The sequence below is a fragment of the Dethiobacter alkaliphilus AHT 1 genome, assembly GCF_000174415.1.
Taxonomy (GTDB): domain Bacteria; phylum Bacillota; class Dethiobacteria; order Dethiobacterales; family Dethiobacteraceae; genus Dethiobacter; species Dethiobacter alkaliphilus.
Genome location: NZ_ACJM01000001.1, coordinates 122,550 through 145,786 on the forward strand (window position 1 = coordinate 122,550; position 23,237 = coordinate 145,786).

At 43.3% G+C, this 23,237-nt stretch carries 21 protein-coding genes, 1 pseudogene and 1 other annotated feature; of the genes and pseudogenes, 19 read left to right on the forward strand and 3 right to left on the reverse strand.

Annotated features, from left to right (window positions below; all coding sequences use genetic code 11):
* The first annotated feature begins 201 nt into the window (after window positions 1-201).
* From DEALDRAFT_RS00620 to DEALDRAFT_RS00655, 8 genes are all read left to right on the forward strand, one after another.
* Entirely contained in the window at window positions 202-1,260 is a 1,059-nt protein-coding gene (locus tag DEALDRAFT_RS00620) for a LytTR family transcriptional regulator DNA-binding domain-containing protein (protein WP_008513862.1), read from the forward strand.
* Between the two features lie 164 nt (window positions 1,261-1,424).
* Window positions 1,425-2,267 (forward strand): ABC transporter ATP-binding protein, encoded by an 843-nt coding sequence (locus DEALDRAFT_RS00625; RefSeq protein WP_008513863.1) that lies wholly within the window; start codon window positions 1,425-1,427, stop codon window positions 2,265-2,267.
* Window positions 2,267-2,986, forward strand: a complete 720-nt coding sequence (locus tag DEALDRAFT_RS00630; RefSeq protein ID WP_008513865.1) for an ABC transporter permease — start codon at window positions 2,267-2,269, stop codon at window positions 2,984-2,986. The genes DEALDRAFT_RS00625 and DEALDRAFT_RS00630 overlap by 1 nt, the downstream gene beginning before the upstream one ends.
* Before the next feature lie 202 nt (window positions 2,987-3,188).
* Window positions 3,189-4,220 (forward strand): transglutaminase-like domain-containing protein, encoded by a 1,032-nt coding sequence (locus tag DEALDRAFT_RS15710; RefSeq protein WP_008513867.1) that lies wholly within the window; start codon window positions 3,189-3,191, stop codon window positions 4,218-4,220.
* 18 nt (window positions 4,221-4,238) lie between these two features.
* The gene (locus tag DEALDRAFT_RS00640) at window positions 4,239-4,955 is read left to right on the forward strand and encodes a M50 family metallopeptidase (protein WP_008513869.1); all 717 of its coding nucleotides are present in this window, start codon (window positions 4,239-4,241) and stop codon (window positions 4,953-4,955) included.
* A gap of 85 nt (window positions 4,956-5,040) precedes the next feature.
* Window positions 5,041-5,154, forward strand: coding sequence for a hypothetical protein (locus tag DEALDRAFT_RS17510; protein WP_395857718.1), 114 nt, complete (start codon window positions 5,041-5,043; stop codon window positions 5,152-5,154).
* A gap of 7 nt (window positions 5,155-5,161) precedes the next feature.
* On the forward strand, window positions 5,162-5,740 hold the full coding sequence (locus DEALDRAFT_RS00650) for a rhomboid family intramembrane serine protease (protein ID WP_008513870.1): 579 nt from the start codon (window positions 5,162-5,164) through the stop codon (window positions 5,738-5,740).
* A 110-nt stretch (window positions 5,741-5,850) separates the two neighbouring features.
* A complete protein-coding gene (locus tag DEALDRAFT_RS00655) occupies window positions 5,851-7,899 on the forward strand; it encodes a bifunctional metallophosphatase/5'-nucleotidase (protein WP_008513873.1) in 2,049 nt (682 codons plus the stop codon).
* A gap of 111 nt (window positions 7,900-8,010) precedes the next feature.
* Here DEALDRAFT_RS00655 and DEALDRAFT_RS00660 read toward each other — a convergent pair whose 3' ends face one another.
* Window positions 8,011-8,760, reverse strand: coding sequence for a type II toxin-antitoxin system prevent-host-death family antitoxin (locus DEALDRAFT_RS00660; RefSeq protein WP_008513874.1), 750 nt, complete (start codon window positions 8,758-8,760; stop codon window positions 8,011-8,013).
* Window positions 8,761-8,926: 166 nt separating this feature from the next.
* Between DEALDRAFT_RS00660 and DEALDRAFT_RS00665 the strand changes: the two genes are divergently transcribed.
* From DEALDRAFT_RS00665 to DEALDRAFT_RS17595, 5 genes and pseudogenes are all read left to right on the forward strand, one after another.
* Window positions 8,927-9,646 (forward strand): DUF5714 domain-containing protein, encoded by a 720-nt coding sequence (locus tag DEALDRAFT_RS00665; RefSeq protein ID WP_008513877.1) that lies wholly within the window; start codon window positions 8,927-8,929, stop codon window positions 9,644-9,646.
* A gap of 411 nt (window positions 9,647-10,057) precedes the next feature.
* The gene (locus DEALDRAFT_RS00670) at window positions 10,058-10,819 is read left to right on the forward strand and encodes an epoxyqueuosine reductase (protein ID WP_008513879.1); all 762 of its coding nucleotides are present in this window, start codon (window positions 10,058-10,060) and stop codon (window positions 10,817-10,819) included.
* 112 nt (window positions 10,820-10,931) lie between these two features.
* Window positions 10,932-11,288 (forward strand): DUF2200 domain-containing protein, encoded by a 357-nt coding sequence (locus tag DEALDRAFT_RS00675; RefSeq protein WP_008513880.1) that lies wholly within the window; start codon window positions 10,932-10,934, stop codon window positions 11,286-11,288.
* Between the two features lie 293 nt (window positions 11,289-11,581).
* Window positions 11,582-12,832: an L-lactate MFS transporter gene (locus tag DEALDRAFT_RS00680; protein WP_008513882.1), complete on the forward strand. Its 1,251-nt coding sequence runs from the start codon at window positions 11,582-11,584 to the stop codon at window positions 12,830-12,832.
* A gap of 40 nt (window positions 12,833-12,872) precedes the next feature.
* Window positions 12,873-13,040: pseudogene (locus tag DEALDRAFT_RS17595) on the forward strand (GyrI-like domain-containing protein); the annotation flags it as partial.
* A 291-nt stretch (window positions 13,041-13,331) separates the two neighbouring features.
* Here DEALDRAFT_RS17595 and DEALDRAFT_RS00690 read toward each other — a convergent pair.
* A complete protein-coding gene (locus DEALDRAFT_RS00690) occupies window positions 13,332-13,784 on the reverse strand; it encodes a ferritin-like domain-containing protein (protein ID WP_008513887.1) in 453 nt (150 codons plus the stop codon).
* Between the two features lie 429 nt (window positions 13,785-14,213).
* Here DEALDRAFT_RS00690 and DEALDRAFT_RS15715 point away from each other — a divergent pair, with 429 nt between their 5' ends.
* Entirely contained in the window at window positions 14,214-15,341 is a 1,128-nt protein-coding gene (locus tag DEALDRAFT_RS15715) for a GerMN domain-containing protein (protein ID WP_008513888.1), read from the forward strand.
* Window positions 15,342-15,504: 163 nt separating this feature from the next.
* Here the strand turns inward: DEALDRAFT_RS15715 and guaA are convergent, their stop codons facing one another.
* Window positions 15,505-16,812, reverse strand: coding sequence for a glutamine-hydrolyzing GMP synthase (gene guaA, locus DEALDRAFT_RS00700; RefSeq protein ID WP_008513891.1), 1,308 nt, complete (start codon window positions 16,810-16,812; stop codon window positions 15,505-15,507).
* A 250-nt stretch (window positions 16,813-17,062) separates the two neighbouring features.
* Here guaA and DEALDRAFT_RS00705 point away from each other — a divergent pair, with 250 nt between their 5' ends.
* From DEALDRAFT_RS00705 to DEALDRAFT_RS00725, 5 genes are all read left to right on the forward strand, one after another.
* The gene (locus tag DEALDRAFT_RS00705; RefSeq protein ID WP_008513892.1) at window positions 17,063-18,256 is read left to right on the forward strand and encodes a hypothetical protein; all 1,194 of its coding nucleotides are present in this window, start codon (window positions 17,063-17,065) and stop codon (window positions 18,254-18,256) included.
* 174 nt (window positions 18,257-18,430) lie between these two features.
* Entirely contained in the window at window positions 18,431-20,395 is a 1,965-nt protein-coding gene (locus DEALDRAFT_RS00710; protein WP_008513894.1) for a serine hydrolase domain-containing protein, read from the forward strand.
* 85 nt (window positions 20,396-20,480) lie between these two features.
* Window positions 20,481-21,281, forward strand: a complete 801-nt coding sequence (locus DEALDRAFT_RS00715) for an alpha/beta fold hydrolase (protein ID WP_008513896.1) — start codon at window positions 20,481-20,483, stop codon at window positions 21,279-21,281.
* Between the two features lie 56 nt (window positions 21,282-21,337).
* Window positions 21,338-21,570, forward strand: a binding site (T-box leader).
* A 56-nt stretch (window positions 21,571-21,626) separates the two neighbouring features.
* A complete protein-coding gene (tyrS, locus tag DEALDRAFT_RS00720; protein ID WP_008513897.1) occupies window positions 21,627-22,850 on the forward strand; it encodes a tyrosine--tRNA ligase in 1,224 nt (407 codons plus the stop codon).
* Window positions 22,851-22,968: 118 nt separating this feature from the next.
* A complete protein-coding gene (locus DEALDRAFT_RS00725; protein ID WP_008513898.1) occupies window positions 22,969-23,169 on the forward strand; it encodes a hypothetical protein in 201 nt (66 codons plus the stop codon).
* Window positions 23,170-23,237: the final 68 nt, after the last annotated feature.

The following is a 23,237-nucleotide window of genomic DNA, read 5'->3' on the forward strand; positions in this document are numbered from 1 at the left end:
TTGAAGTGTTGCTGTGATTGGTCAGTATTGGCTAGTCATCAAAGCTACATAATCAGATGATGAGTTTAACCCAGGAGCGTATTGTCCAATTCGCAGGCTTGTGATAAAGTTATCAGGGGTTCGAGTACTGAGCATCTGTAGAATAGTCTCAATAGCCAGGCACCACTACTGATGTGCATCTTATAGTTCGGGGGGAATACCGTGTTAGAGATTAAGAACTTGTTTAAAGAAAAGGAAAAATTACTAGTCAATCACATAAATCTATCTGTTTCTGCTGGTAAATTGGTTAGTTTAGAGTGTGGAGTCGATGTCAGCCATCTCTTAATTGATCTCCTTATTGGAAAAGAGTTGCCTGCTAAGGGTAGCATTCACCTAGATGGCCACTCTATTGTTCAAGGGACAAGGGATGAGCTGAAGAATGTGGGTGTGGTTCTTGCCAATGAGGGATTCTACGAAAGGCTTACTGTAGAAGGATATCTAAAATTTTTTCATGAGATATTCAACAGTAAAACTAATTATCGGGAAATTATGATGAAGCTTGCCCTGTTAGATATCGGCTCTACGAAGATCGCCGCCTTAACTGCTCCCCAGAGAAAAAGGCTCAGCTTTGCCAGGGAAAGACTGAAGGATTTAAAGCTCTTGATATTTCAGGAACCCCTTTTCAATATAGATAAAGATGTAACCAGAGTAATTATAGATAACATAGAAGAGTTAAGAGCTCAGGGAGTTGCGGTTCTAACTACGTCGGCCTCTGTAAAGGATTGTATTTTGCTTGGTGGGGAGGTTTATACCCTTGATGAATATGGGATAACAGCTATTTCCCACGACGGAGAACCAGATCTATCTACAGATAAGTCCTCTCAGAAAGAATCTCCAGAGGAAGACCTTGCGCCTGCATCGGCTGAAGACAAACCTATTTTAAAAGTAGAAAAAATTCCGGCTAAGATAGAAGAGCGGATGATCCTATTTAATCCAATGGAAATCGATTTCGTAGAGAGTGATCAAGGCGTGAGTACGTTAAACGTGCGAGGAGAAAAATTTACCTGTACTCTTTCCCTTAATGAGCTGGAAGAACGATTAGATTCTTTTGGTTTCTTTCGATCTCACAGATCGTATATAGTGAATCTGCAACGGGTTAGAGAAATTGTTACCTGGACGCGAAATAGTTATAGCCTGGTTTTAGATGACAAGCCCAAAAGTTCAATTCCCTTATCTAAGGGCAGGTTAGATGAATTAAAGCAGATATTGATTCTTAAATAGATTCATTGGGAGGTTTTTTTCTCCTCGGTTGCCCAACAATGGAATAGTTTAAGGGAAATAATGAGCCATTGAACCTAAGAAATACTCCGGTCAAGGCAAATTTGTAGAGCCAAGACAGAATTACTGCCATAATGGACCTAAGAAAACGAAATGAGGTGCCAATTATGGAACATGTAATTTCTGTTAGAAATCTACGTAAGACCTTCAAGGACAACACAGCCCTGAAGAATTTAACATTCGATGTAAGGGCTGGAGAAATTTTTGGGTTTCTTGGTCCAAGTGGGTCGGGGAAGACCACAACCATTAAGATTCTAACTTCACAACTGATGCCATCAAGTGGTGAAGCTAAAATATTTGGAAAGGATGTCTTTCTCCAGCAGAGTAATATCTATCAAAGTATTGGTGTACTGACAGACACCAGCGGCCTCTATGAGAGACTTTCAGTGAGAGATAATCTAAGTTTATTCGCCGAGATTAATGGGGTAGCCAAGAAGAATATTGATGAAGCTCTAGATAGAGTAGGGCTGTTACCAGCTGCCAGGCAGGAAGCCAAAAAGCTATCACGGGGAATGAAGCAAAGATTGATGATAGCCAGGGCAGTACTTCACAAACCAAAGTTACTATTCTTAGATGAGCCCACCTCTGCCTTAGACCCAGGGACGTCTTTGGACATCCATCGGTTATTACGAAAGCTCAACAAGGAAGGAACGACTATTTTTCTGACCACCCATAACATGGAGGAAGCGGACAAGTTGTGTGATACTGTTGCCTTTCTCAATGACGGTGAGATTGTTGATATAGGGTCTCCCCAACCTTTGAAGTTAAAGTATACCAATAACAAAATCAAGGTTATTTTGAAAGATAATCCAGCTATCACAGTCAATAATGAAAAAGCAGATGCAGCTAAAATCCATAGTTGGATGAATGATGAGCAAATACTTGCCATCCATTCACTTGAACCCAATTTAGAACAGGTCTTTCTAAAGCTAACTGGGAGGGAATTATAATGGTAGCTTCAATAACAAGAATAAAAGCGCTAGTAAAAAAGGAATCAAAAGACTTAGTTAGAAATCCATATGTTTTATTACCCTGTCTCTTGCCAGTTGCCCTTGTCTTGATGCTTTCAAATTCCCTTGGGAACGTGCAAGGCGATGTTCCTAATTTTGAACTGCTAAAGATGGGGATAGATTTCAACCTGATTTTCATATCCGTTTTTGCTATCTCCATGCTTATCGCTGAAGAGAAGGAAAAAAATACACTGCGGACTTTAATGTTATCCGCCGTATCACCATTGGAGTTCCTGGCGGGAAAAGCCGTTGTAATCGCAGTGCTCACCACCATTGCCAATATTATTATGTACCTGTTCGTCGGTATGGACATACAGTTTCTGCCTCACTTCTTTGTCTGGTCATCATTAGTCACTGTGGTGATGATTTTACTTGGGTCGATAATAGGATTGCTAGCACAGAATCAGGTAGCTACCAGCGTTCTGGGGACCCCTGTAATCGTGGCCTTTCTCATTGTACCCATGCTTGCTGTAGACAGTGATTTAGCTGGTAGATTTGCACTTTTGCTACCCAATCATAATCTTGAGTTGATCATCGTCCAATTACAAAGCGGTGGAGGCTATGCTAATCTAGGTTCTAACATATTTACTATTCTCGCCTGGATAATCGTATCATCCCTAGCCTTTTGTTATGTCTATAATACGAAGAGATTGGATTAATAATTTAGTGAAGCCTTAATCCCTGGGATTAAGGCTTCTTTCATAAATGCAGCATTTACCTTTTTATTTTTTTATGCTTTCCTTTGTTCAGAGCATGTTCAGTTTTTGTTTAACTTGGAACGTTATGCTTATTATAAGGTGAGCTAATGTAGTTAATCCCTTTTCCAATTATTAATATGCTGTTGTGAGGTGATTATGTTCGATGAAGAATGTTATCGAAATGCTTGAAAAGCACCCGGCGGTTAGGTTCGGGCTTCCGGTGGTAGCGGTAGTCGGTTGTACTTTGCTTTTCCTGTTTGGGATCAGTTATTTGGGCAGTAGTTATACTTTTATAGCGATAGGTGTCCTTCTTCTGTTAGCGGGGTATTTTTGCGGGTGGAAAGTGTTGGGAGGCATCGTGACGCTGTCTTTGGCCCTCATCCTTGTTGCCGGCCCATATTTAGTTGTGCCGCGTGTTCAGTGGGCAGGAGCGGCCGGGGCGCCGAGTCAGTTGCTGTACCATAGACCGGACGATCCGGGTCCGGCTCAGCTACGCGCCGAGTACAGCTTAGACGATGTGACCAGAGGTATTGAAGATGAGTTTGAGCGGGTTGCGGCCCTGGCGGGGTGGGTCAACAGCAGATGGAGCCATTCGGGCTCCAACATGCCTTTGTCGTCAAACCCTCTCGACATTCTCAGGGAGGCGGATGAAGGAGCCAGTTTCCGCTGTGTGGAGTACAGCGTGGTCATGGTTGGTGCGTCTCAGGCCATGGGTATGCCGGCGCGGGTGATGGGCCTCAAGACCAGCCATGCAGCCACAGCACGTTTGGGTGCGGGGCACGTGGTAGCTGAAGTCTGGCTGGACGATTACCAGAAGTGGGTGGTTGCCGACCCTCAACTCGGCTATGTCTTCCGTGCCGATGGTGTTCCGCTAAGTGCGGTAGAGCTGGGGGAAGCTCTGGCCCGCGGGCCGGGCACCGTAGAGGTCCTGTCGGCTGAAGGCCCGGTAGGCTGGCTGCAGAAGACTCCCTACCTGCTGTTTATGGGTCCGTATCTCTTCCATTTCGACACGCAGTATGACCAGCGAGTTTTCCTCCCCGAGGATGAGAGGAAGAAAGGTGGGTTGATGTTGGTTCCAGAGGGTGCCCCCGATCTCAAAAAGTTCCAGGGACAGCCTTTGTTTAACAATTTCGACTACACATCGTCAGTTGATACCTTCTACGTTGCGCCGGAGATTGCCTTGACAGACCTCTAAGCTAAGGAGTGAAAATGCTTGTCAAATATATTGCCTGTGGTGCTTATGGCTATTCCCAGTTACTTTGTGGTGGTTACGATTCATGAACTAGGGCATATCCTCACCGGTTTATTCCACGGTTTTAAGTTTCACCTCTTTGTGATAGGCCCAATTGGTCTAAAGCGTAACGAACAGGACAAAGTGGTTTTTTATTTCGAGAAGAATCCATCTCTGTGGGGCGGAGTGGGTGGAGCCGTGCCCAAAACCGAGGATTCTGTAAACTTCATGGCTTTTGCCCGCGTCTTAATTGCCGGTCCGCTGGTTTCCCTGGTATTTGGAGGGATAATGCTTTACCTGTTTATTCTGATTGACCACCCATTTTTGCTGCTCTTGGGAGCTATGTCGGTAGCAATATCTATTGGAACTTTAATACCGTCACGATCTGGAGCGTTCTACTCAGATGGGGGTAGATGGCTGAGGATTGTCAGAAATACCAAGGCCAGGGCTGTAGAGTTAGCGCTATTTAACTTAATTCAATCGGCAATCATCCACCAGTGCTATGCCCACATAAACATAGCAGACACCCAACCCCTGATAGATTATGAAGACCATCGGGAGCAATATTTTGGTCATCTCTATGCCATGAACTATTACAAAGAACACGGCGATAACAGAATGGCAGAGAAACATGGACTGGAACTAAAGACTTTAGAATCCAAAGTCCCCAAGAGTTTTATTAAACTAATGGGCGAATAACACTGCAATCTTGCTCAAAATTTCAGCGTACGATGACCGACCCGGCAGAGGAATTATTGCAAAAGAAGCTGCAAAACAGGACGGGTTGGAAAAGTCATACTATTATTGGTCCCTAACGATTAACAAGGCCTTAAAAGAAATAAAGGCTGAGATCGAGTGGGCAGAAGAGACCATTGAAGAATTAAAGAACAGGAGTTGAAAATTCAATGTCGGAAATTATAGATATCAAAAAGAATCCAGTTAGTTTATTGATTTTTATCATGGCTGCCGGCATCTTTTTTGTGGCAAGGGGAACAGACCCGGAAAACATAAGGTTTCTGGCTTTCGACTATGAAGCATTACCCCAAAGATGGTATGCAATCCTGACCTATGGTTTTGTTCATGTGGATTGGAATCACATCATCATTAATATGGGACTGCTTATATGGATAGGAATTTGGGTAGAGAGGTTAATTGGTTCAAACAGATATATTGTACTTGTTATCGGTGGAATCCTGGCAGGAGGGTTAACCTTGCTGTTGAGAGAAACGGCGGGCATTGGATTTAGTGCCGGAGCTGCCGCCATTGTATTCTATTATCATTTTGCATTTCCCATGAAAAGAGAACTGCCATTTGGGCTTCCCAATGTTGTGCTCCCTGTAGTATTGTTGATTGTTTCAGTAGGAGCCATAATCTTTGGATGGTTACCGGCAGTGGGTCATTATCCTCACATCGCAGGAGCATTGGTCGGCATTGTTTTACTTGGAATCTTCCGTAAGCATCACAAGCCTATTGATGAAGACTAAAAGGCGGATCCTTAGAATATAAAGGGTTTTATGGCACTCACACAGAATTTAATTACCTCATAATACATGACAAGTCTTTAACCGGGTCTTTGTAGATTAGGGGGTTTTTGATGTCTGAAACAAAGCGGTTTTTTATTGCTGTAGTAATCCTATTTATGTTATTGATCTTAAATCCTGCTTTATCCCCGCTGTCGGGCGGCTCCCCGGTATCGGCTTCAAACCAGAGCGAGGAAATTTTTTTTACCATATTACATACAAATGATGAACACTCTGCATTAATTCCCCATTCTCCAGCCGCAGATTTCCATCCTGATCTGCCCAATCCCACGGTGGGGGGATTTGCCCGACTGTCCACTGCGGTAAAAGAAATCAGGGAGAACAAAGATGCAGAGGGTGAGCCGGTGCTGTTGTTGTCTGCCGGCGACTATATTGGAGGGTCTCCATACAGCTGGCTGATTCCCCGTGGTTTAGCTCCCGAGCTGGCCCTGATGCAGGAAATCGGCTATGATGCGGTAATTATCGGCAACCACGAATTTGACTACGGCCCCGACAATTTAGCTCGCTACTACCAGGCAGCGGGATACCCGGAAGCCCACGAAGGGACAGTTGTACTGGCCAGCAATACTGTGGCACCTGCCGATCATCCGCTGTCCGGGGATCTTTATCGCCGAACCCATGTGATGAAGCTGGATAACGGCCTTAGTGTGGGACTGTTTGGCTTAATCGGCGAGGACGCCGTCAGCGTGACCAGTGACCCATATCCCATTACTTTTTTGGAGCAAACGGATGCAGCCAGGGACGCTGTGGCAGAACTGCAGTCCCAGGGCGCAGATGTGATCATTGCCGTTACCCATGCAGGGGTTGATGAGGACCGGGCCCTCGCCAGGGAGGTGTCCGGAATCGATGTTATTGTGGGCGGACATTGCCATACGGCTCTGTATGAACCGCTACTGGAAAACGGTGTGATTATTGCCCAGGGAGGATCGCTTTTGGCGTATCTGGGTCAGCTGGAGCTGGCTTACAATCCGGATACCGGTTCAGTGAGGCTGCGAAACGAACAGCTAAGCAATCCTTACCTGCTGCCTGTGGACTACCGTTATGCTCCCGATCCTGAAATTGATGCCCTGTTGGAACAGTTCACGCAGGAGTTAAATGCACTGATTTCACAACAAACGGGAGGACGTTTCAGTGATGTCATGGGAGCCGTGGCAGTCTCCTCTTTTCAATTGCCCAATACTCCCCGACTACAGGAATCCCCTTTCGGAAATTTCACAGCAGATGCCATGCGTATCATTACATCGCAGAGGACCGGAAAAAAAGTGGATATTGCTATCCAGGCCAACGGTTCTATCCGCGGCGGCATTACACCGGGGACACTTGAACATTCATCGGGTCAGATAGTATTCTATGATTTGGCTGAACTGGTGGGCCTTGGCATAGGACCGGATGGAAATGCCGGTTATCCGATAGTTTCCGTTTACCTTACGGGAGAAGAGGTGCGCCGTGTTCTGGAAGTGGCGGCTCTTTTACGGGAGATGCTTGGCGATACTTACTTCCTTCAGTTTTCCGGCCTGCGCTATGACTACAATCCGGGAAATGCCGTTTTGTTTAACATGCCGGTGCTTAATCAGCCGATTCCTTCCGCTGTACTTCCCGGTTCATGGGGAGCGGTAACCCGTGCTGAGCTGTATACGGGCAATGGTTTTCAGGGAATGGGGGATGAAGGGTTTGTATCAATTGAGAGGGGAGACGAAGAGCTTTACCATCTGGTGACCGACTCTTATATACTGTCATTTTTGCCTATGGTGGGTGAGATGCTGCCTATGCTAAATATTGAGCTAAAAGATAGCGACGGCAATATTGTGCCTGAAGAGCACCTGGACGACCTTATTGTCAGGGTCGACGGTGAAGAGCTCAAAGTGTGGCAGACTGTCTTGGAATATGCTGCGTCACAGCCTGTTAACGCCGACGGTATTCCTGAAATCGACTCATATTACGCCGCTACAGCAGGCCGGATTAACCCGGTGGGAGCTTTCCCCCTTGTTGCTTTGCCGGCTATTGTCTTACTGTTACCCGCTATCGCGGCATTTCTTGCCGTACGCGGTATCCTCCGCCGGCGGGCTGCAAAATTAAGCACAATAAGGTCCAATCTTCGCTGAGAATAAAACTTCAGGGTTATTTCTATTAGTAACCGGCCCGAACGGTTTGTTGGGTTTCATAACAGTTCGCCGGCATTCTATGCAGCCATGGGATTTAGTGGCTTGACTAGATTACAAAGAAAATATCTCATCGACCATAATCTGTAAACCCTTAAAGAAGTAAGACTCTAACACATCGCCGGACTTATAAGTCGTATATTCATCCACTTCAAAATTATCAAACCCATAGACCAGTACAAAATGTTTATCCGGATCCACAAGCCAGAATTCTCTGACGCCCGATAGCATAAAGGTATTGAGCTTATCCACCATATCCTTTGAGCGGGTACTCTTTGACAGTATTTCAATGCAAAGTGTCGGTGTCCCCATGTAACGCCCTTTTTCATTGACCGCCTCATCCACATCACAGGCAATCAGCAAATCAGGCTGCATCACATCGGGCGTATTCAGATCCTTTTTGAAAAAATGAACATCAAATGGCGCAAAGAACACTTTGCATTTCTTATTCTTTAGGTATTCCCGCAGTTGTACGTGCAGATTACCGGCTATATTTTGGTGAAACGTATCCGGTGAACCCAAAAGCACAATCTCACCGTTGATATACTCCATCCTTAGCTCACTATTCTCATAAATCTCCATAAACTCTTCATAGGACACTTTTTTGCCGCCGTACTGGTAATCCAGTGCTTTTTCCTTTACCGTAAAATACCGTTCAATTTGGGTAATATAAGGTGTGAGCCGCACCGCCTTCGTACCGTTTTTTGTAATCACAACTTCATTGTCCTCCATCACATAATCAATGTATTTCCCCAGGTTTGTTTTAAATTCCGTGGCCGTAATTACTTTTGTGGTATCAGTCATCTTCATCACCTCGTACGACTATTGTAGCACATCGTTCGATGGCGGGCAATTATCGTGCGATATATTCGTTCCCCGGAAAAGCGCACCGGATTGAAAACAAAAAAAGGAATTTTGATGGAAAAGAAGAAAAAATGAAGAAAAGTAATACAAAACATAGGGGATAATTATGGATAGAATAAATGCGCAAAAACATACCCAAGACTGCATGATTTGTGGCTTAGAATTAAATTATTTTGAAGAGTACAAGAAACTTGAATGTGCATATTGCCATAAAAGTTTTAGATCCAATGTGACATGTGCAAATGGTCATTATGTTTGCGACATATGCCATTCAATGGACGCAATTACACTTATAGAGAATTACTGTAAAGAAACAGAAAAAGTAAACCCCATAGAAATGGCTATTGAATTAATGAAAAACCCTGCAATAAATATGCATGGGCCAGAACATCATTTTTTAGTCCCAGCTGTACTCTTAACAGCGTTTTATAATATTAAAGGTGATAAAAGCACAAAAGTTAAAAAGCTTCAAGTTGCCAAGATGAGAGCCAAAGAGGTAAAGGGAGGGTTCTGTGGCTTTTATGGCAACTGTGGTGCAGCAGTTGGTACAGGCATATGCATTAGTCTAATTACAGAAGCTACTCCGCTAACAAAGGAAAGTTGGGGTCTTGCAAACCTAATGACAGGTAGAGCTCTAATATCATTAGCAAAGACAGGCGGTCCAAGGTGTTGTAAAAGAAACTTATTTACCAGTATAAAGGAAGCCACAGAATTTATAGAGGAACATTTTGGAGTTAAGATGTATGATGATGAAAAATATGATCATATATGTAGCTTTAAAGAAAGAAATAAAGAATGTCTGTTACATGAATGTCCGTATTATTAAGGGGCAGTAAACTGTCTTGAAATTAAAGTAGATCTGAGTAAGTAATTAAAGATGTTAAAAGGTAGACCAGCCAAAGCCCCCTTGATTTCAAGGGGGGCTTACCTTATGTTGACGTGTGTAAAATCGAGTTAGGTAACAAAATAGACAGACTGGTTTATTTGTAGGCAAAATAGATTTTAAAAGGTGACTGTATGGATACTACCAAAGGGAAACAAACAAAAGAAAAGCAAGATGACGCCACCCTAATGCCATCTGCTTTCGTAGAACGGGGTATGTCAAAGCTTTTTTGAAAAAACAGCTGAAGGTCGCAATTGGGAAGAGTGGCTATTAAAAAGCTGCAAAATGATGTAACTGACATTGTTTTGAAATAGCTGGCTAGATATTGGGAGAAGAAAATGGAGGCCGATTTTCATGAAAGATAAGATTAGGGAATTTGTTTTAGGTATGGGAGTTGACGATGTAGGCTTTGCAAAAATATCAGATTATAACAGCCCCAGATCACCTAAAATTGAGTCAATCTTTCCAAAGGCTCAATCTATTATTGTTTTAGCTTATAAGGAACTTTCCACTTGCGAAAGTCCTAATATGCAGGTTGCCATGAACGGCAGATTGGATGTGATGGAATTTTCACGTTCCTGTAATTACAAACTGGCAAAGTTTATTGAAAAAGAACTTCATGCCAAAGCTATGACAATTTCTGTATCTTACCCTCTGGAGATGAGTCACAAAACCTCAGGAGCTATAGGTGATGTTTCCCTGCGCCACGCTGCTGTGGCGGCTGGTTTAGGTGTATTTGGGCGACACAATCTTGTAATTCACCCCGAGCTGGGAACCCGGGTATTATTTACAGCTGTTCTTACTAACTTAGAATTGCCAACGGATCCTCCTATTACAGATAATTTTTGTATTGAATGTAATATTTGTGTTGAAAATTGCCCTGGAGGAGCTTTAGATGAGAAAAGCAAGACACATGTGGGTAAGTGCTTAAAAAATTCACAGCCCTACGGACTTGGGGCAGATATGGCATTTAGAAAAAAATTAGTAGATAGTACATCTGACGAGCAGAAGGCAATGCTAAAAGATGAGCATTATTGGCGTTTGTATCAAGCCGGATTTATCGGTTTTCAATATTCCTGCTTCAATTGTTTAAAATCCTGTCCCATCGCTCAGTAATTAAATCCAGTACGTGGTTTTTAAATATGGCAATAATATTCGGCGGTTCTCAGTTATTGGCCGTTTGAACAAGTTTGTTTTTGTTCAGGGAGATTATAGAGGGGGGTTTATCATGACTAAACATAAAATCTATACAATGAGTGTTGCAAGTGTTTATCCCCATTATGTTGCCAAGGCGGAGAAAAAAGGGCGGACGAAAACTGAAGTCGATCAAATTGTCCGTTGGTTAACCGGATATAGCCAGGAAGAGTTAGAAGCGCAGCTGAAAAACCAGACAGACTTTGAGACCTTCTTTGCAGAAGCACCTCAACTTAATCCATCACGTGCTATGATTAAAGGTGTAATCTGTGGTGTACGGGTAGAGGAAATTGAAGAACCAATTATGCAGGAAATCCGCTATTTGGACAAGCTAATCGATGAGCTGGCAAAAGGAAAAGCCATGGAAAAGATTTTGCGCAACTTAAAGTGATTGTGCTGGAGTTCTTTAATAAAGCGGAAGAGCCGGTTGGCTCCCTGTAGGTTTGACAACGTGAAAAAAAGCCAATATAATTAAATTAAATATTCAGAAAATTGAAACAATTTAAGGCTTAAGGGGGCTGTAATAAGAGGATGCTATCGCAAAAGTAATAAGATGGTGGAGTCATACAGGTAGGCAGATATGACAATTCCTATGGAAGAGCCCCGCTTCCGGGGGAAACGTTGGCTGGGTTCCGTTACCTAAAGAAGATTTCTTAGCAAGACAAAATTTGGAGGGATGTCTGAGTGTCCGAACAGAAACTTATGAACCGTTGGCTAGTTGTTGTAGGGACATTATTGATTATTCCATGTATAGGTGCGGTTTATGCTTGGAGTATTTATAGGCAGCCTTTAGCTGAAATCCTTGCAGCTTATCAGGGAGTGTCTCCTGATTCGCTAACGATTCCGCTTAATTTTGTATTTTCCCTTGTGATTTTATTTTTTGCTTTTGGAGCAATTCCAGGCGGGCTTATCCAAGATAAAATAGGCCCCAAAAAAGTGACAATTGCCGGAGGAGCCATGCTTGGGCTAGGGCTGATCCTTTCAAGCTTTGCAACAAGCGTAATGCACCTCTATATTTTTTATGGCGTTTTGGGGGGCATTGGTATTGGGTTTGCCTATATTACGCCGCTGGCAACCTGCAATAAATGGTTTCCTGATAAAAGGGGTACTATCAGCGGTGTTGCAGTGGCGGGAATGGGTCTGGGCACCATTGTTTTCAGCCCTATCGGCCAGATGTTAATCGAAAGCATCGGTCCATTAATTGCTATGCGCGTGTTAGGAGTTGCTTATTTTGTGCTTGTTGCCATCGGAGCTCAGTGGATGGTGCTGCCTCCTGAGGGCTATAGGCCAAAAGGCTGGGAACCCACTGGGACTCAAAAAAATGTTATTCACTTTAATCAAAAAGAAATGGTTTCAACTCTAGCGTTTTATAAAATTTGGATTTCGTTCATGGTTGGAACCGCTTCGGGCTTAATGATGATTGGAATTGCATCACCTGTGGGTCAGCAAATTGCCGGACTCACTGTGACAGAAGCTGCGGCTATTGTAGGTATGCTTGGGTTATTTAACGGCGGTGGACGAATTTTCTGGGGTGCCGCCTCCGACAAACTTGGACGCACTAGGACAATTGCTATATATTCACTGATAACAGCAGTGGTTATGCTAACCTTTGGCTTTATCAATTCAAGCATTACCTTCGCCATTGCTCTTTTTACTATCGCGGCATGCTTTGGCGGTTTTATGGCAGTTTTCCCGTCTTTAACCGCCGACTTTTACGGTACGAGGGATTATGGCGGTAACTATGGTATTATTTATCTAGCTTACGGGTTTGGTGCGCCGCTGGGCGGTTGGATCGGTTCCGCGTTTCCGCTAAACCAGGCATTTAATATCGCTGCTTTCTGCGCGTTCATTTCTTTCTTACTGATGCTGAACACAAAGCGCCCCGAGAAAAAAGCTGTTCTAACCAGCACTGCCGATACAGTTCCTAAACTATAAGAAGGATGGAAATATGAGGATCAATTAATAAAGGAACTGAATGATGCCTAAGAAAGGTATTACACCCCCTGGTTATTTTGAATACACAGTATATCCATTAGAAGGAATATGGGATTTGACAGAGGAAGGAAGAACAGCAGATACATTTGATAAAAGTCAGCTCGTTTACAAAATCATGATCAGACATCCTGATTTTGTGACTGATGATGATTATTTCTACGATACAAGCAGATAATTTTTCAGAAAATGAGCTAATCGATATTCCTTTCTTTTATTTTCAAAGTGGGATGAATTATGAAAAAATGAGTCTGTCTGATAAAACAATAATGAAAGTTTATAGTAAATTCCTGGAGCTTAAAAATAATAAATCAGACATAGAAGATGGGACCAGTAAAGCTATTCTAAATTCTTACGACCATTCTAGTAGCGACTATATTAAGCCCATGGTTAATTGCTTAAAGGAATTTCTCACAAAGGATGGGGGAACTCATATAATTGGTTAATGTAAGGACTTACCCTCTAATTCTTGAACCTTGCTTGAGAACCATGATGTATGGAAATCTTCATCAATTAAATTTGACCAAAGAATATTAAAAATTTCTTGGTCACTAACTTTTAAAAGCAAATTCTTATAGTCACTCATTGCTTTTCTTTCTATAAGAATATTGGCCTTTAACATAGGCACAAGACCGGTTAACGAGGTTAAATTCCCGCCAATTTTTCCTAGAACAGGGGATATTACATCACCTAAGGCAGTAGGTTTGCTACCTAGTTCTTTGATTATTTCAGTTATATTATCAACATGTTGTTGCTCTACATAGGATGCACGTTCTAGGGCTTTGCGGATATATATGTCATCTATTTGATTGCTTTGAGCCATATATAAATCAACCTGATTGAGTTCGAGACTATAAAACCAATTGAGTTTGTGTATTAGTTCTTTACTGTCCAATTCTTTCAAACCTCTCCGTTCTTTTTGTATACTTATTGTATCGACAATTACTAAGTTTATACTCAAGCAATAACAATTGGTGAGCCAATTTGAAGCATTATTAATTAAGGGTGAAAACCTAACGCAGATGCAATGATCGGGAAGTGACCGCATTGAACTAAAAATGGCTGTTGCAACGATAAGTTCGTTGCAGCAGCTATTTTTTTTCAGGTACTTTAATTTTTTCTTGAGGCATGATGCTTTTGATATTAATGGGAGAATCTCGCTTGTTACGGGTCCGCACCGTAGGCGCTTTTTACTCATAAAATAAGGTGGGGATATGTTTGTCATTATTTAACGGTACAAATGGCGGGCCGGACAGGTGGGATCGATTATGGCCATTGGGTTTTGCTTTATTATTAAATGGGACTAGAAACTGGAGGAATGATTATGAATAAGGTAACAAAAAGAATCTCCGTTTTTATTACATTGGCGCTGCTCTTTGCTGTGCTTTCAGGCTGCAGAGTTAATGGCCCGGATCCTGACCCGGAGCCAATCGGTGACAATGATATACCACCGCCGCCTGCCGTTTCTGAAGAGTTGGCGGGTTTATTGCCGCAACAAGAAGGTTTTGAATGGCACTACAGTGGTTTTGCAGAATACGGACATACAATGAGCCTGGATTCTGTAACAGAGATGGAGGGCCAGCGTAAATACCATATCTCCGGAGAAGTATATGACGCTTCCGACGGTGAATCACAACTGGAATTTTCTCTTTTAATTTCATATATTGTGGATGAGGACAGTATGGTGCAGGTCAAAACGGAAGAAGCCATGCTGGATTCCAAGTTTGACCGGCTGACACTGATAAAAACACCGTTGGCAGCCGGGACATCCTGGCAGGAGCAGGTAACGGATAAGGAGGGCAATGAAGCGGCAATTACAGGAATGATTACAGGAGTAAATATTGAAGATGGGATAAAGGTATATACAGTGCGCCACGAGGAGCAAAACAGCCAATACTGGGAAGAGCGGGTAATAAAAGAAGGCGCTGGGATCCAGTCCTTTGAACGCTTGATGGATTTTGGTGACGACCCCTTTACCGCGGGTTACTATATCTTTATTCCAGCTACCGACCCAAATCCCGAACCGAATCGGGAACCGTTTGAGTATAGCCTGAATCTGTATTTTTTCCTCCCAGATGGCAGTGGTGTTCGCCTTGAGAGACGTGTTGTGACAATGACTGACTTAGGAGTTGCCAGAAGAGCTATGAATGAGCTGATTGCCGGGCCCCAATCTGAGTATCTTGGCCGTTCTGTCCCCCAGGAAACGAGGTTGCTTGGCATTCGTATTGAAGATGGTATTTGCTATGTGGACTTTTCCAGTGAATTGCGGGATAACCACCCGGGAGGTAGCCTCGGTGAATTGTTGACTATTGCTTCTATCGTTAACACACTGACAGAGTTCTCAAGCATAGATCAGGTGCAAATATTAATCGAAGGCCAGATAGGTGAATCGATTGGAGGACATGTGGAGTTATACGAGCCGATTGGCCGAATGGAGCATAATATTAATTGACACTCCACACGGCTAAAACCGTGTCTTGGGTCAAAGAGCAAAATAATCTATCATTATATGAAAAGAAAAAATGTATGGAAAGAAGCAGCCTTCATCCTGTGATTTAAACCACGGGATGAAGGCTGCTTCTGTAATCTATTTATGTGGTAGAAACTTCTTTTGTTTACTCCCACTCAATGGTGGCACAGGGCTTTGGACTTAAGTCATAGCAGACACGGTTTACGTGGGGGACTTCATTTAGAATTCGGTCGGTAATTTTCAAGAGGACAGGCCAGTCTACCTGTTCAATGCTGGCTGTCATGGCATCGATGGTGTTTACGGCTCTAAGAATAACAGGGTATTCAAAGGAGCGGGTATGATTTTTTACTCCAACAGACTTAAAGTCGGGCACAACGGTAAAGTATTGCCAGACCTTTTTATCCAAGCCGGCCTTTGCAAACTCTTCCTGTAAGATTGCATCGGATTCTCTTACTGCTTCCAGGCGGTCTTTGGTGATGGCACCGAGGCAGCGTACCCCAAGCCCGGGCCCGGGAAATGGCTGCCTGTAAACCATATCTTCCGGCAGGCCCAGTTCGATACCGCAGGCTCGTACCTCATCCTTAAAGAGATGGTAAAGGGGCTCTACCAATGAAAACTGCAGATCTTCAGGCAGGCCACCTACGTTATGATGTGATTTTACAACGCTGGCGGTCTTTGTGCCGCTTTCTACGATATCGGGATAAATGGTGCCCTGAGCAAGAAAATCTATGCCTTCCAGTTTCCTTGCCTCTTCTTCAAACACCCGGATAAATTCAGTACCGATAACTTTTCTTTTTTCCTCGGGATCAGATACGTTTGCCAGTTTATTGAGGAAACGTTCGCTGGCATCAACGTAGATAAGGTTGGCATCAAGTTGATTCTTGAAAACTTCAACCACGGCTTCCGATTCATTCTTGCGCATCAGGCCGTGATTAACATGGACGCACACCAATTGCTTTCCAATGGCTTTAATGAGTAGTGCCGCAACCACTGAACTGTCCACTCCACCGGATAAGGCAAGTAAGACCTTTTTGTCTCCTACCTGCTTTCTTACCAGTTCAACCTGGTCTTCAACGAAATTTTTCATGTTCCAATTTGGAGTGGCCTGGCAGGTATTAAAGACGAACTCTTTTAACACTTCTTTTATTTCTGCTTCCGTTTCAGGCCAGCGTTCTCTTTTGTTCTCACACGTTGCCGCTTCATGTTCGACCGCCATGACGGGATAGCCCGCTTTATAAAGATCTGCGCTGACATCAATTCTTACACCGTCAATCAGATTATTGTTGCCCCCGTTTATGATAATGCCTTTAACATTTGACAGCTGCGAAAGTTCGTCTACAGTAATATCATGGGGGTGGATTTCACTATAAACGCCAAGCTCTCTTACTAATCTGGCTATGGCTGTATTTTCCCGGCTTCCCAGATCCAAAATAACGATCATGTCCTGTTTCATCTTGTCCTCCTAAAAGTTACTTATTGCCTAAGATTATAGCACTACAGCGTTAAGCTCACAAGAAATATCAGGCAAGAAAACTGATATTTCGCAACTTAACACACATCATGGGTGAATGTTCAGTCTTTGTTCAGAATGTTAGGTTATATTAGGTATAGCCAATCATCTGAAATTAATGGGGATAGGCAGGCACAGTGTATATCTAAACATAAAGATAGTGCCTGCGAAAATCCCTGAAAGGGAGATAGAAATGAAAACAGTGTTTGATTTAAGAGATAAACAAGATGATGAAATTTACCATGCTATCCAAGGACTTTATAATGAACCTTTGCAGGTTGTCAAATTAGTTGGGGAGTCAATAACGGCATGTATTGGCTGTTGGAGTTGTTGGCTAAAGACCCCGGGCAGATGTGCGATGAAAGATGAAATGGTTAAATCATATCCACGCTATGTAAACAGTGATACTGTAATTTTACTGATGGATACAGCTCAGGGATTTATCAACCACAAAGCCAAAGCTTTTTTTGACAGGACTATTCCCCACTACCATCCCTACATAGAAATGGTAGGCGGAGAATGCCATCATGTGGCCAGATACAAGAGCTATCCTGACATGGTATTTCTGTTTGATACTGACGGATTAACTAAAAAAGAGGAACAGGTTATTGAGGATTATTTGTATCGTACAGCCTACCATTTTAAAGCTAAAGCGTACCGCATTGTAAAAGAAGGCAGTCTTAAGCTGCGTACGTTGGAAGAAAGAAAAGCAAAAAGGCAAAGTGTGCCCTTTGCTTCATCTAAACCGGCAGAAAAACTGGTGATCTATAACGGTTCCCCCAGAAGAGGTGGTGGCAATTCTGCACTTATTCTGAAAAAAGTGGTTGAAGCCCTTGGGGACAGGGTAGAGGTACGTGATTTAAAGGAAAGTGGAAAATGGGAGGAGTGGGCAGAGTCTTTTCAAAGAGAGAAAGATGTAATGTTTTTTATGCCCCTCTATGTCCACGCAATGCCTTCACATGTAATGGGGTTTATGGAGAAACTGCCAGCCTCTGAAGGGAGCATAAGCTTTTTTGTCCAGTCTGGTTTTCCTGAAAGCAGTCAATCGCACTATCTTGAAGCATACTTTGAGCAATTGGCTCTCAGGCTGGGAAGGGCTTATCTTGGTACAGCCATTAAAGGCGGGGTGGAAAGCTTGCGCATGAGGCCGGTTCAGGCCCAGGATCAAATGATTGCACCATTGGTAAAGGCCATCGAGAACGTAGTGCATGAAGGGAGTTTTAACTCAACTGACATTGACCGTTTGGCCAGACCAATACGGTATGGAAAAGGCATGGGAATTCTTTTTAACTTAGTTGGCAAGAAAATAATAAACTTTTTCTGGGATCAACAGTTAAAAGCAAATGATGCATATAAACAAAGCTTTGACATGCCTTATTTTTCTTAATGGTTGAGAGGTTTATTTGTACAATTTGCCATGATTTAACAAAACAGACGTCTGCACATATCCCTCTTACCATAGCGTAGGAGGGATTTTTTAGATGTAAATGTTTAGAAATGGTTTTGTTTTTGTTCAGTACCCCAGCCTATAATTAAAATTGAAAGTGAGGGAGTGGAATAAATGAATAAATTAAAAAGAATGTTATGCTATGCTTTGATTGTGAGTATTCTGTTGCTTCCCGGTGTAAGTGTGAAAGCGGCCTCAGCTTCGGCCGTAGGCCTGGATGCCGCAGAGGTAGAAGCGTTTTTGGACACAATTATAGGTCAGCAAATGGATGAATTTAATATTCCAAACTTAACAGTTTCAGTTGTCTATAACGGCGAAATCCTTTTAGCTAAGGGCTACGGGTATGCAGATTATGAAAACAGAAAACCTGTAGATCCGAAAAAATCTCTTTTTAGAATCGGGTCTACCGCGAAGTTGTTTACCTGGACAGCGATAATGCAGCTGGTGGAGCAAGGGAAACTGGACTTAGATACCGATGTTAACCAGTATTTAGACTTTGAGATTCCTAATGTCATTGAATACAAACAGGGTGGCACTGAGGCTGAACCCATTACCATCAGGCACCTAATGTCACATACACCAGGCTTTGAAGATTATATGATGGAGGTTTTCTCCCTTTCTGAGGATAGTTTAATTCCTCTTGAGCAGTACGTGCGTGAACATAGGCCTGTCAGGGTTTTTGCACCGGGTGAGGTTAGTGCGTACTCAAATTACGGAGTTTCCCTGGCAGGCTATATTGTGGAGGCCGTGTCAGGAGTTCCCTTTGTACAGTATGTGGAGGAAAATATTTATCAGCCGCTGGGTATGGAATACAGTACCTTTCGTCAGCCAATACCGGAGAGTTTAGCTGATAATATGTCAAAACCCTATCGCTATGTGGATGGGGAGTTTGTGGAAGCCAAGTTTGAATTTGTCTCCGAGCCGGCAGGCAGTATGAGCAGCAGCGCCGAAGATATGGCGAAGTTTATGTTGGCTTATCTTCAGGGAGGGCAGCTTGATGAAGCCAGTATCTTAAAAGAGGAAACTGTGCACAACATGTTTGCTGAGCAATATACCCATCATCCGCGTTTGGATGGTATGGCCCATGGATTTATTAAGTCCACCTTTAATAACAGAGAAACATTTCACCATCCCGGAGGAACTTTGCTTTATGATACAGGACTGTTTTTGGTGCCTGAAGAGGATGTAGGCTTCTTTATCTCTCAAAGTGGTGGAAATTTTCTTGTAAACATGGAAATATTCCAGGGTTTTATGGACCGCTATTTTCCCTCAGAAGAAGTGGTTGCCCCTGAACCTGCCGCAGGTATGGAAACCAGGTCTTTGGAATTTGTGGGCGAGTATTATCAAAATAGACGATCATTTACCACCATGGATGCGCTTTTGAGTTTAATGATAGGGGTAGTTCAGGTTGAAGCTGACGACGAGGGCTATTTATTAGTCAGCCATCTTGGGGAAACAAGCCGCTTTGTAGAAGTAGAGCCGGGAGTTTATCAAAATTTGCGTGAAGGTAGAAGCAACGATCATGGCGGAGCCTTCAGTAGCATAGTTTTTGGAACAGATAGTCTGGGCAAATCAATGCTGATGACCGATGGTCCCATGAGCTACTCCAGGGCTTCTTGGTATGAGACCAGCGGGCTAACTCTCTTAATGCTTCTTTCTTCTGCATTGTTTATTATCGGCAGCCTGTTTTATTGGGGAATTAAGGGGCTGGTTGTTAAAATACGCAAAAAGAATGTTCAAGGCTTAGAACTGCAAAATGGTTCTATATTGGCGAAAAGAACAGCAGTTTTTCAAGGCTTGCTCACCCTGATCTTTGTAGGCGGTTTTCTGGCCGGGAGTGAACCGGATCCCGTGTACGGCTTGCCGGCAGCGGCATTTACTCCGCCTTCTACACTTACTTCATTGATAGACTTAATAGTGCCGTATGCCATGGTTTTTGTGACATTAGCAGTATTAACATTTGCGGTAATTGCATGGATTAAGGGTAACTGGAAGCTTGCCGGAAGAATTCACTATACTTTCTTCGCATTGTTTTCGGCAGCTTTGTCGTGGATCTTCTATTTCTGGAATGTAATATAAAAGCGCCTGCAGGTCAATCTGGTATGTCACTGTACTGGATACTGTGTAGTAGGTTATTAATGATTTAATGAAGAGAGGGACGCTCATGTATTACGAAAATGACAGGGGAAGAGTATATTACGAGTTGCACGGCGAAGAAAACAATGCACCGGTCTTAGTCTTTTCTCATGGCATATGTATGGATCACAAGACATTCTTCCCGCAGGCTGATGCACTTAAAGACCGGTACCGGGTATTAATCTGGGATATGCCCTCTCACGGGTTATCCTCTTCTATGGACTACAAGTCATCTTTCACCGACACTGCTGCCGATTTTATTGTGGAGTTATTGGACCACACGGGAACAGATAAAGCTATTCTGGTTGGCCAGTCCCTGGGTAGTTTCGTTACCCAGAAGGTGGCCTACAGGCATCCTGAAAGAGTAGAAGCCACCGTCCATATCGGAGGGTGGTCACTGTACCCCGGTTATACACCGCTTTTACAATTATTCAATCCCCTGATCGCACTTTTCATCAGCCTCTATCCCAAGAAGTCGGTCTTTAAAACATTTGCCAGCCACCGCGCATTAAAGCCGGAAACCAGGGCTTATATGGAACAGACCGCTGCAAGAACAGGAAAAAAGGTGATGTCTCATATTACCCGTGAACTGCTAAGGGATATGATTAAAGGTCTTCCGGAGCCTGCAAAAGAGCCCATGCTTCTTCTCCACGGTGACCATGAAGCGCCTTTTGTAAAAAATAACATGCAAAAAATGCATGAAAACAACCCCAACAGCCAACTCACCGTGATAAAGGATGCGCACCACATAGCCAATCAGGATAACCCAGAAGAACTAAACAGAATCCTTCTGGCATTTTTGGAAGAACTTCAGGCAAGCGGCCAATAGACATGTGACTTTACTTTTTCTGTTTAATGGTCTAGAATATAATAAAATTGAATTGTGTAAAAGCTATGAAGGGAAAAAGTAAGGTCGGATACATCTTTTCAGAGAGCAGCCGGATGGTGAGAGGCTGCAGATGTGCTGATTTGAATACATCCTGGAGCTGCTGCCTGAATTGATAGTAGGGCTTGCCGGGTACGCCCGAAACAGCGTGTGAGTGTTTTTACACTCGCTGAGGGGGATTCCGTGAGGAATTCCCGTTTCAGAGGTGGTACCGCAATCTTTTGCCCTCTGTTCCAATTGGAGCAGAGGGCATATTTATTTGTTATTCAAATTAAAGGAGTTGTAATTATGAAAATCTATGACGAGCTGATAGCCCGTGGCCTGATAGCCCAGGTTACCGACGAAGAAGAAATTAAGGAACTGGTCAACAGTGGACAAGCAATATTCTACATTGGTTTTGATCCAACTGCGGATTCATTACATGTTGGACACTTTATGGCTCTTAGCCTGATGAAACGTTTGCAGATGGCAGGCAACAAGCCTATAGTTCTGTTAGGCGGTGGAACTGCCTATATCGGAGATCCTTCCGGCCGTACCGACCTGCGTAATATGATGACTCCGGAAATAATCCAGCATAATAGTGAGTGTTTTAAAAAACAGATGGAAAAGTTCATCGAATTCGGTGACGACAAGGCCATCATGGTAAACAATGCCGACTGGCTTTTGGAGTTAAACTACATTGATATGCTGCGGGAAGTAGGGCCTCACTTTTCTGTAAACAATATGCTGCGTGCAGAGTGTTATAAGCAGAGAATGGAAAAAGGCCTGTCCTTTTTAGAGTTCAATTATATGATCATGCAGTCTTACGACTTCTTCTACCTGTATCAGAAATACGGATGCAATATGCAGTTTGGCGGCGATGACCAGTGGTCTAATATGCTGGGCGGCACGGAACTGATTCGCCGCAAGTTAGGCGAAGATGCTTATGCTATGACAATTACACTGTTAATGACTTCCGAAGGAAATAAAATGGGCAAGACTGCAAAGGGTGCAGTTTGGCTTGATCCCAATAAAACGCCGCCCTTTGAGTTCTTCCAGTATTGGCGCAATGTTGCCGACGCTGATGTCCTAAAATGCATCCGTATGCTCACTTTCCTGCCGCTTGAAGAAATTGAAGCCATGGATAAGTGGGAAGGCAGCCAGCTAAACGAAGCCAAGGAAATCCTGGCCTATGAACTGACTAAGCTGATTCATGGGGAAGAGGAGGCAAAAAAAGCAAAGAGCGCATCTCATGCACTATTTGCAGGGGGCACCGATGATTCTAATATGCCTACTACTGAAATTACCACAGAGCAGTTAACCGATGGTGCTATCGGTATCTTGGACTTGCTGCTGGCATGCGGCCTGACGCCTTCGAAAAGTGAAGCAAGGCGGTTGGTTCAACAGGGAGGCGTATTTGTTGAAGATGAGAAGGTTGAAAGCATAGATACTAATATAACTGCAGAACAATTAAAAAACGGTATAAAAATTCGTAAAGGTAAGAAAACATACCACAAGGCTTGGATAAAGTAAAGGATTAGGCCCCCCTACAAAATAAGTAGGGGGGCCTGACTGTTTATAATGTAAATTATTATGGATACATTATTAATAGCATCTGACTTCAACGTCTTTACACTAGGAGGTGTATAACATGAAGCGCAGGCCGGATGAACCGGGGTACGAATATCGTGAACCAGAAACGCAAAAAAGCCTTCATCGGCCCCAAGGCAGCCCACAACCCAGGGAGGTCCAGTCTCAGCAGGCACAATTAAAAAGTATACATAAACATGGTACCAATAAAGCCCTGAAAGCCAATATGTTTAAGAAAAAAGACCTGAAATATGATAAGTAGTTCAAAGTAGCGTTCTCCATAAAGGAAACGCTACTTTTTGTGTCTGGGGCACCTAAAGTCCCAAAAGA

Bases quoted from the DNA above. Each gene is read 5' to 3' on its own strand.
- guaA (WP_008513891.1), bottom strand. From the start codon at position 16,812: ATGAAACAGGACATGATCGTTATTTTGGATCTGGGAAGCCGGGAAAAT.
- DEALDRAFT_RS15710 (WP_008513867.1), top strand. From the start codon at position 3,189: ATGAAGAATGTTATCGAAATGCTTGAAAAGCACCCGGCGGTTAGGTTC.
- DEALDRAFT_RS00705 (WP_008513892.1), top strand. From the start codon at position 17,063: ATGAAAACAGTGTTTGATTTAAGAGATAAACAAGATGATGAAATTTAC.
- DEALDRAFT_RS00650 (WP_008513870.1), top strand. From the start codon at position 5,162: ATGTCGGAAATTATAGATATCAAAAAGAATCCAGTTAGTTTATTGATT.
- DEALDRAFT_RS00670 (WP_008513879.1), top strand. From the start codon at position 10,058: ATGAAAGATAAGATTAGGGAATTTGTTTTAGGTATGGGAGTTGACGAT.
- DEALDRAFT_RS00710 (WP_008513894.1), top strand. From the start codon at position 18,431: ATGAATAAATTAAAAAGAATGTTATGCTATGCTTTGATTGTGAGTATT.
- DEALDRAFT_RS00660 (WP_008513874.1), bottom strand. From the start codon at position 8,760: ATGACTGATACCACAAAAGTAATTACGGCCACGGAATTTAAAACAAAC.
- DEALDRAFT_RS00665 (WP_008513877.1), top strand. From the start codon at position 8,927: ATGGATAGAATAAATGCGCAAAAACATACCCAAGACTGCATGATTTGT.
- DEALDRAFT_RS00625 (WP_008513863.1), top strand. From the start codon at position 1,425: ATGGAACATGTAATTTCTGTTAGAAATCTACGTAAGACCTTCAAGGAC.
- tyrS (WP_008513897.1), top strand. From the start codon at position 21,627: ATGAAAATCTATGACGAGCTGATAGCCCGTGGCCTGATAGCCCAGGTT.
- DEALDRAFT_RS00655 (WP_008513873.1), top strand. From the start codon at position 5,851: ATGTCTGAAACAAAGCGGTTTTTTATTGCTGTAGTAATCCTATTTATG.
- DEALDRAFT_RS00725 (WP_008513898.1), top strand. From the start codon at position 22,969: ATGAAGCGCAGGCCGGATGAACCGGGGTACGAATATCGTGAACCAGAA.
- DEALDRAFT_RS00675 (WP_008513880.1), top strand. From the start codon at position 10,932: ATGACTAAACATAAAATCTATACAATGAGTGTTGCAAGTGTTTATCCC.
- DEALDRAFT_RS15715 (WP_008513888.1), top strand. From the start codon at position 14,214: ATGAATAAGGTAACAAAAAGAATCTCCGTTTTTATTACATTGGCGCTG.
- DEALDRAFT_RS00715 (WP_008513896.1), top strand. From the start codon at position 20,481: ATGTATTACGAAAATGACAGGGGAAGAGTATATTACGAGTTGCACGGC.
- DEALDRAFT_RS00630 (WP_008513865.1), top strand. From the start codon at position 2,267: ATGGTAGCTTCAATAACAAGAATAAAAGCGCTAGTAAAAAAGGAATCA.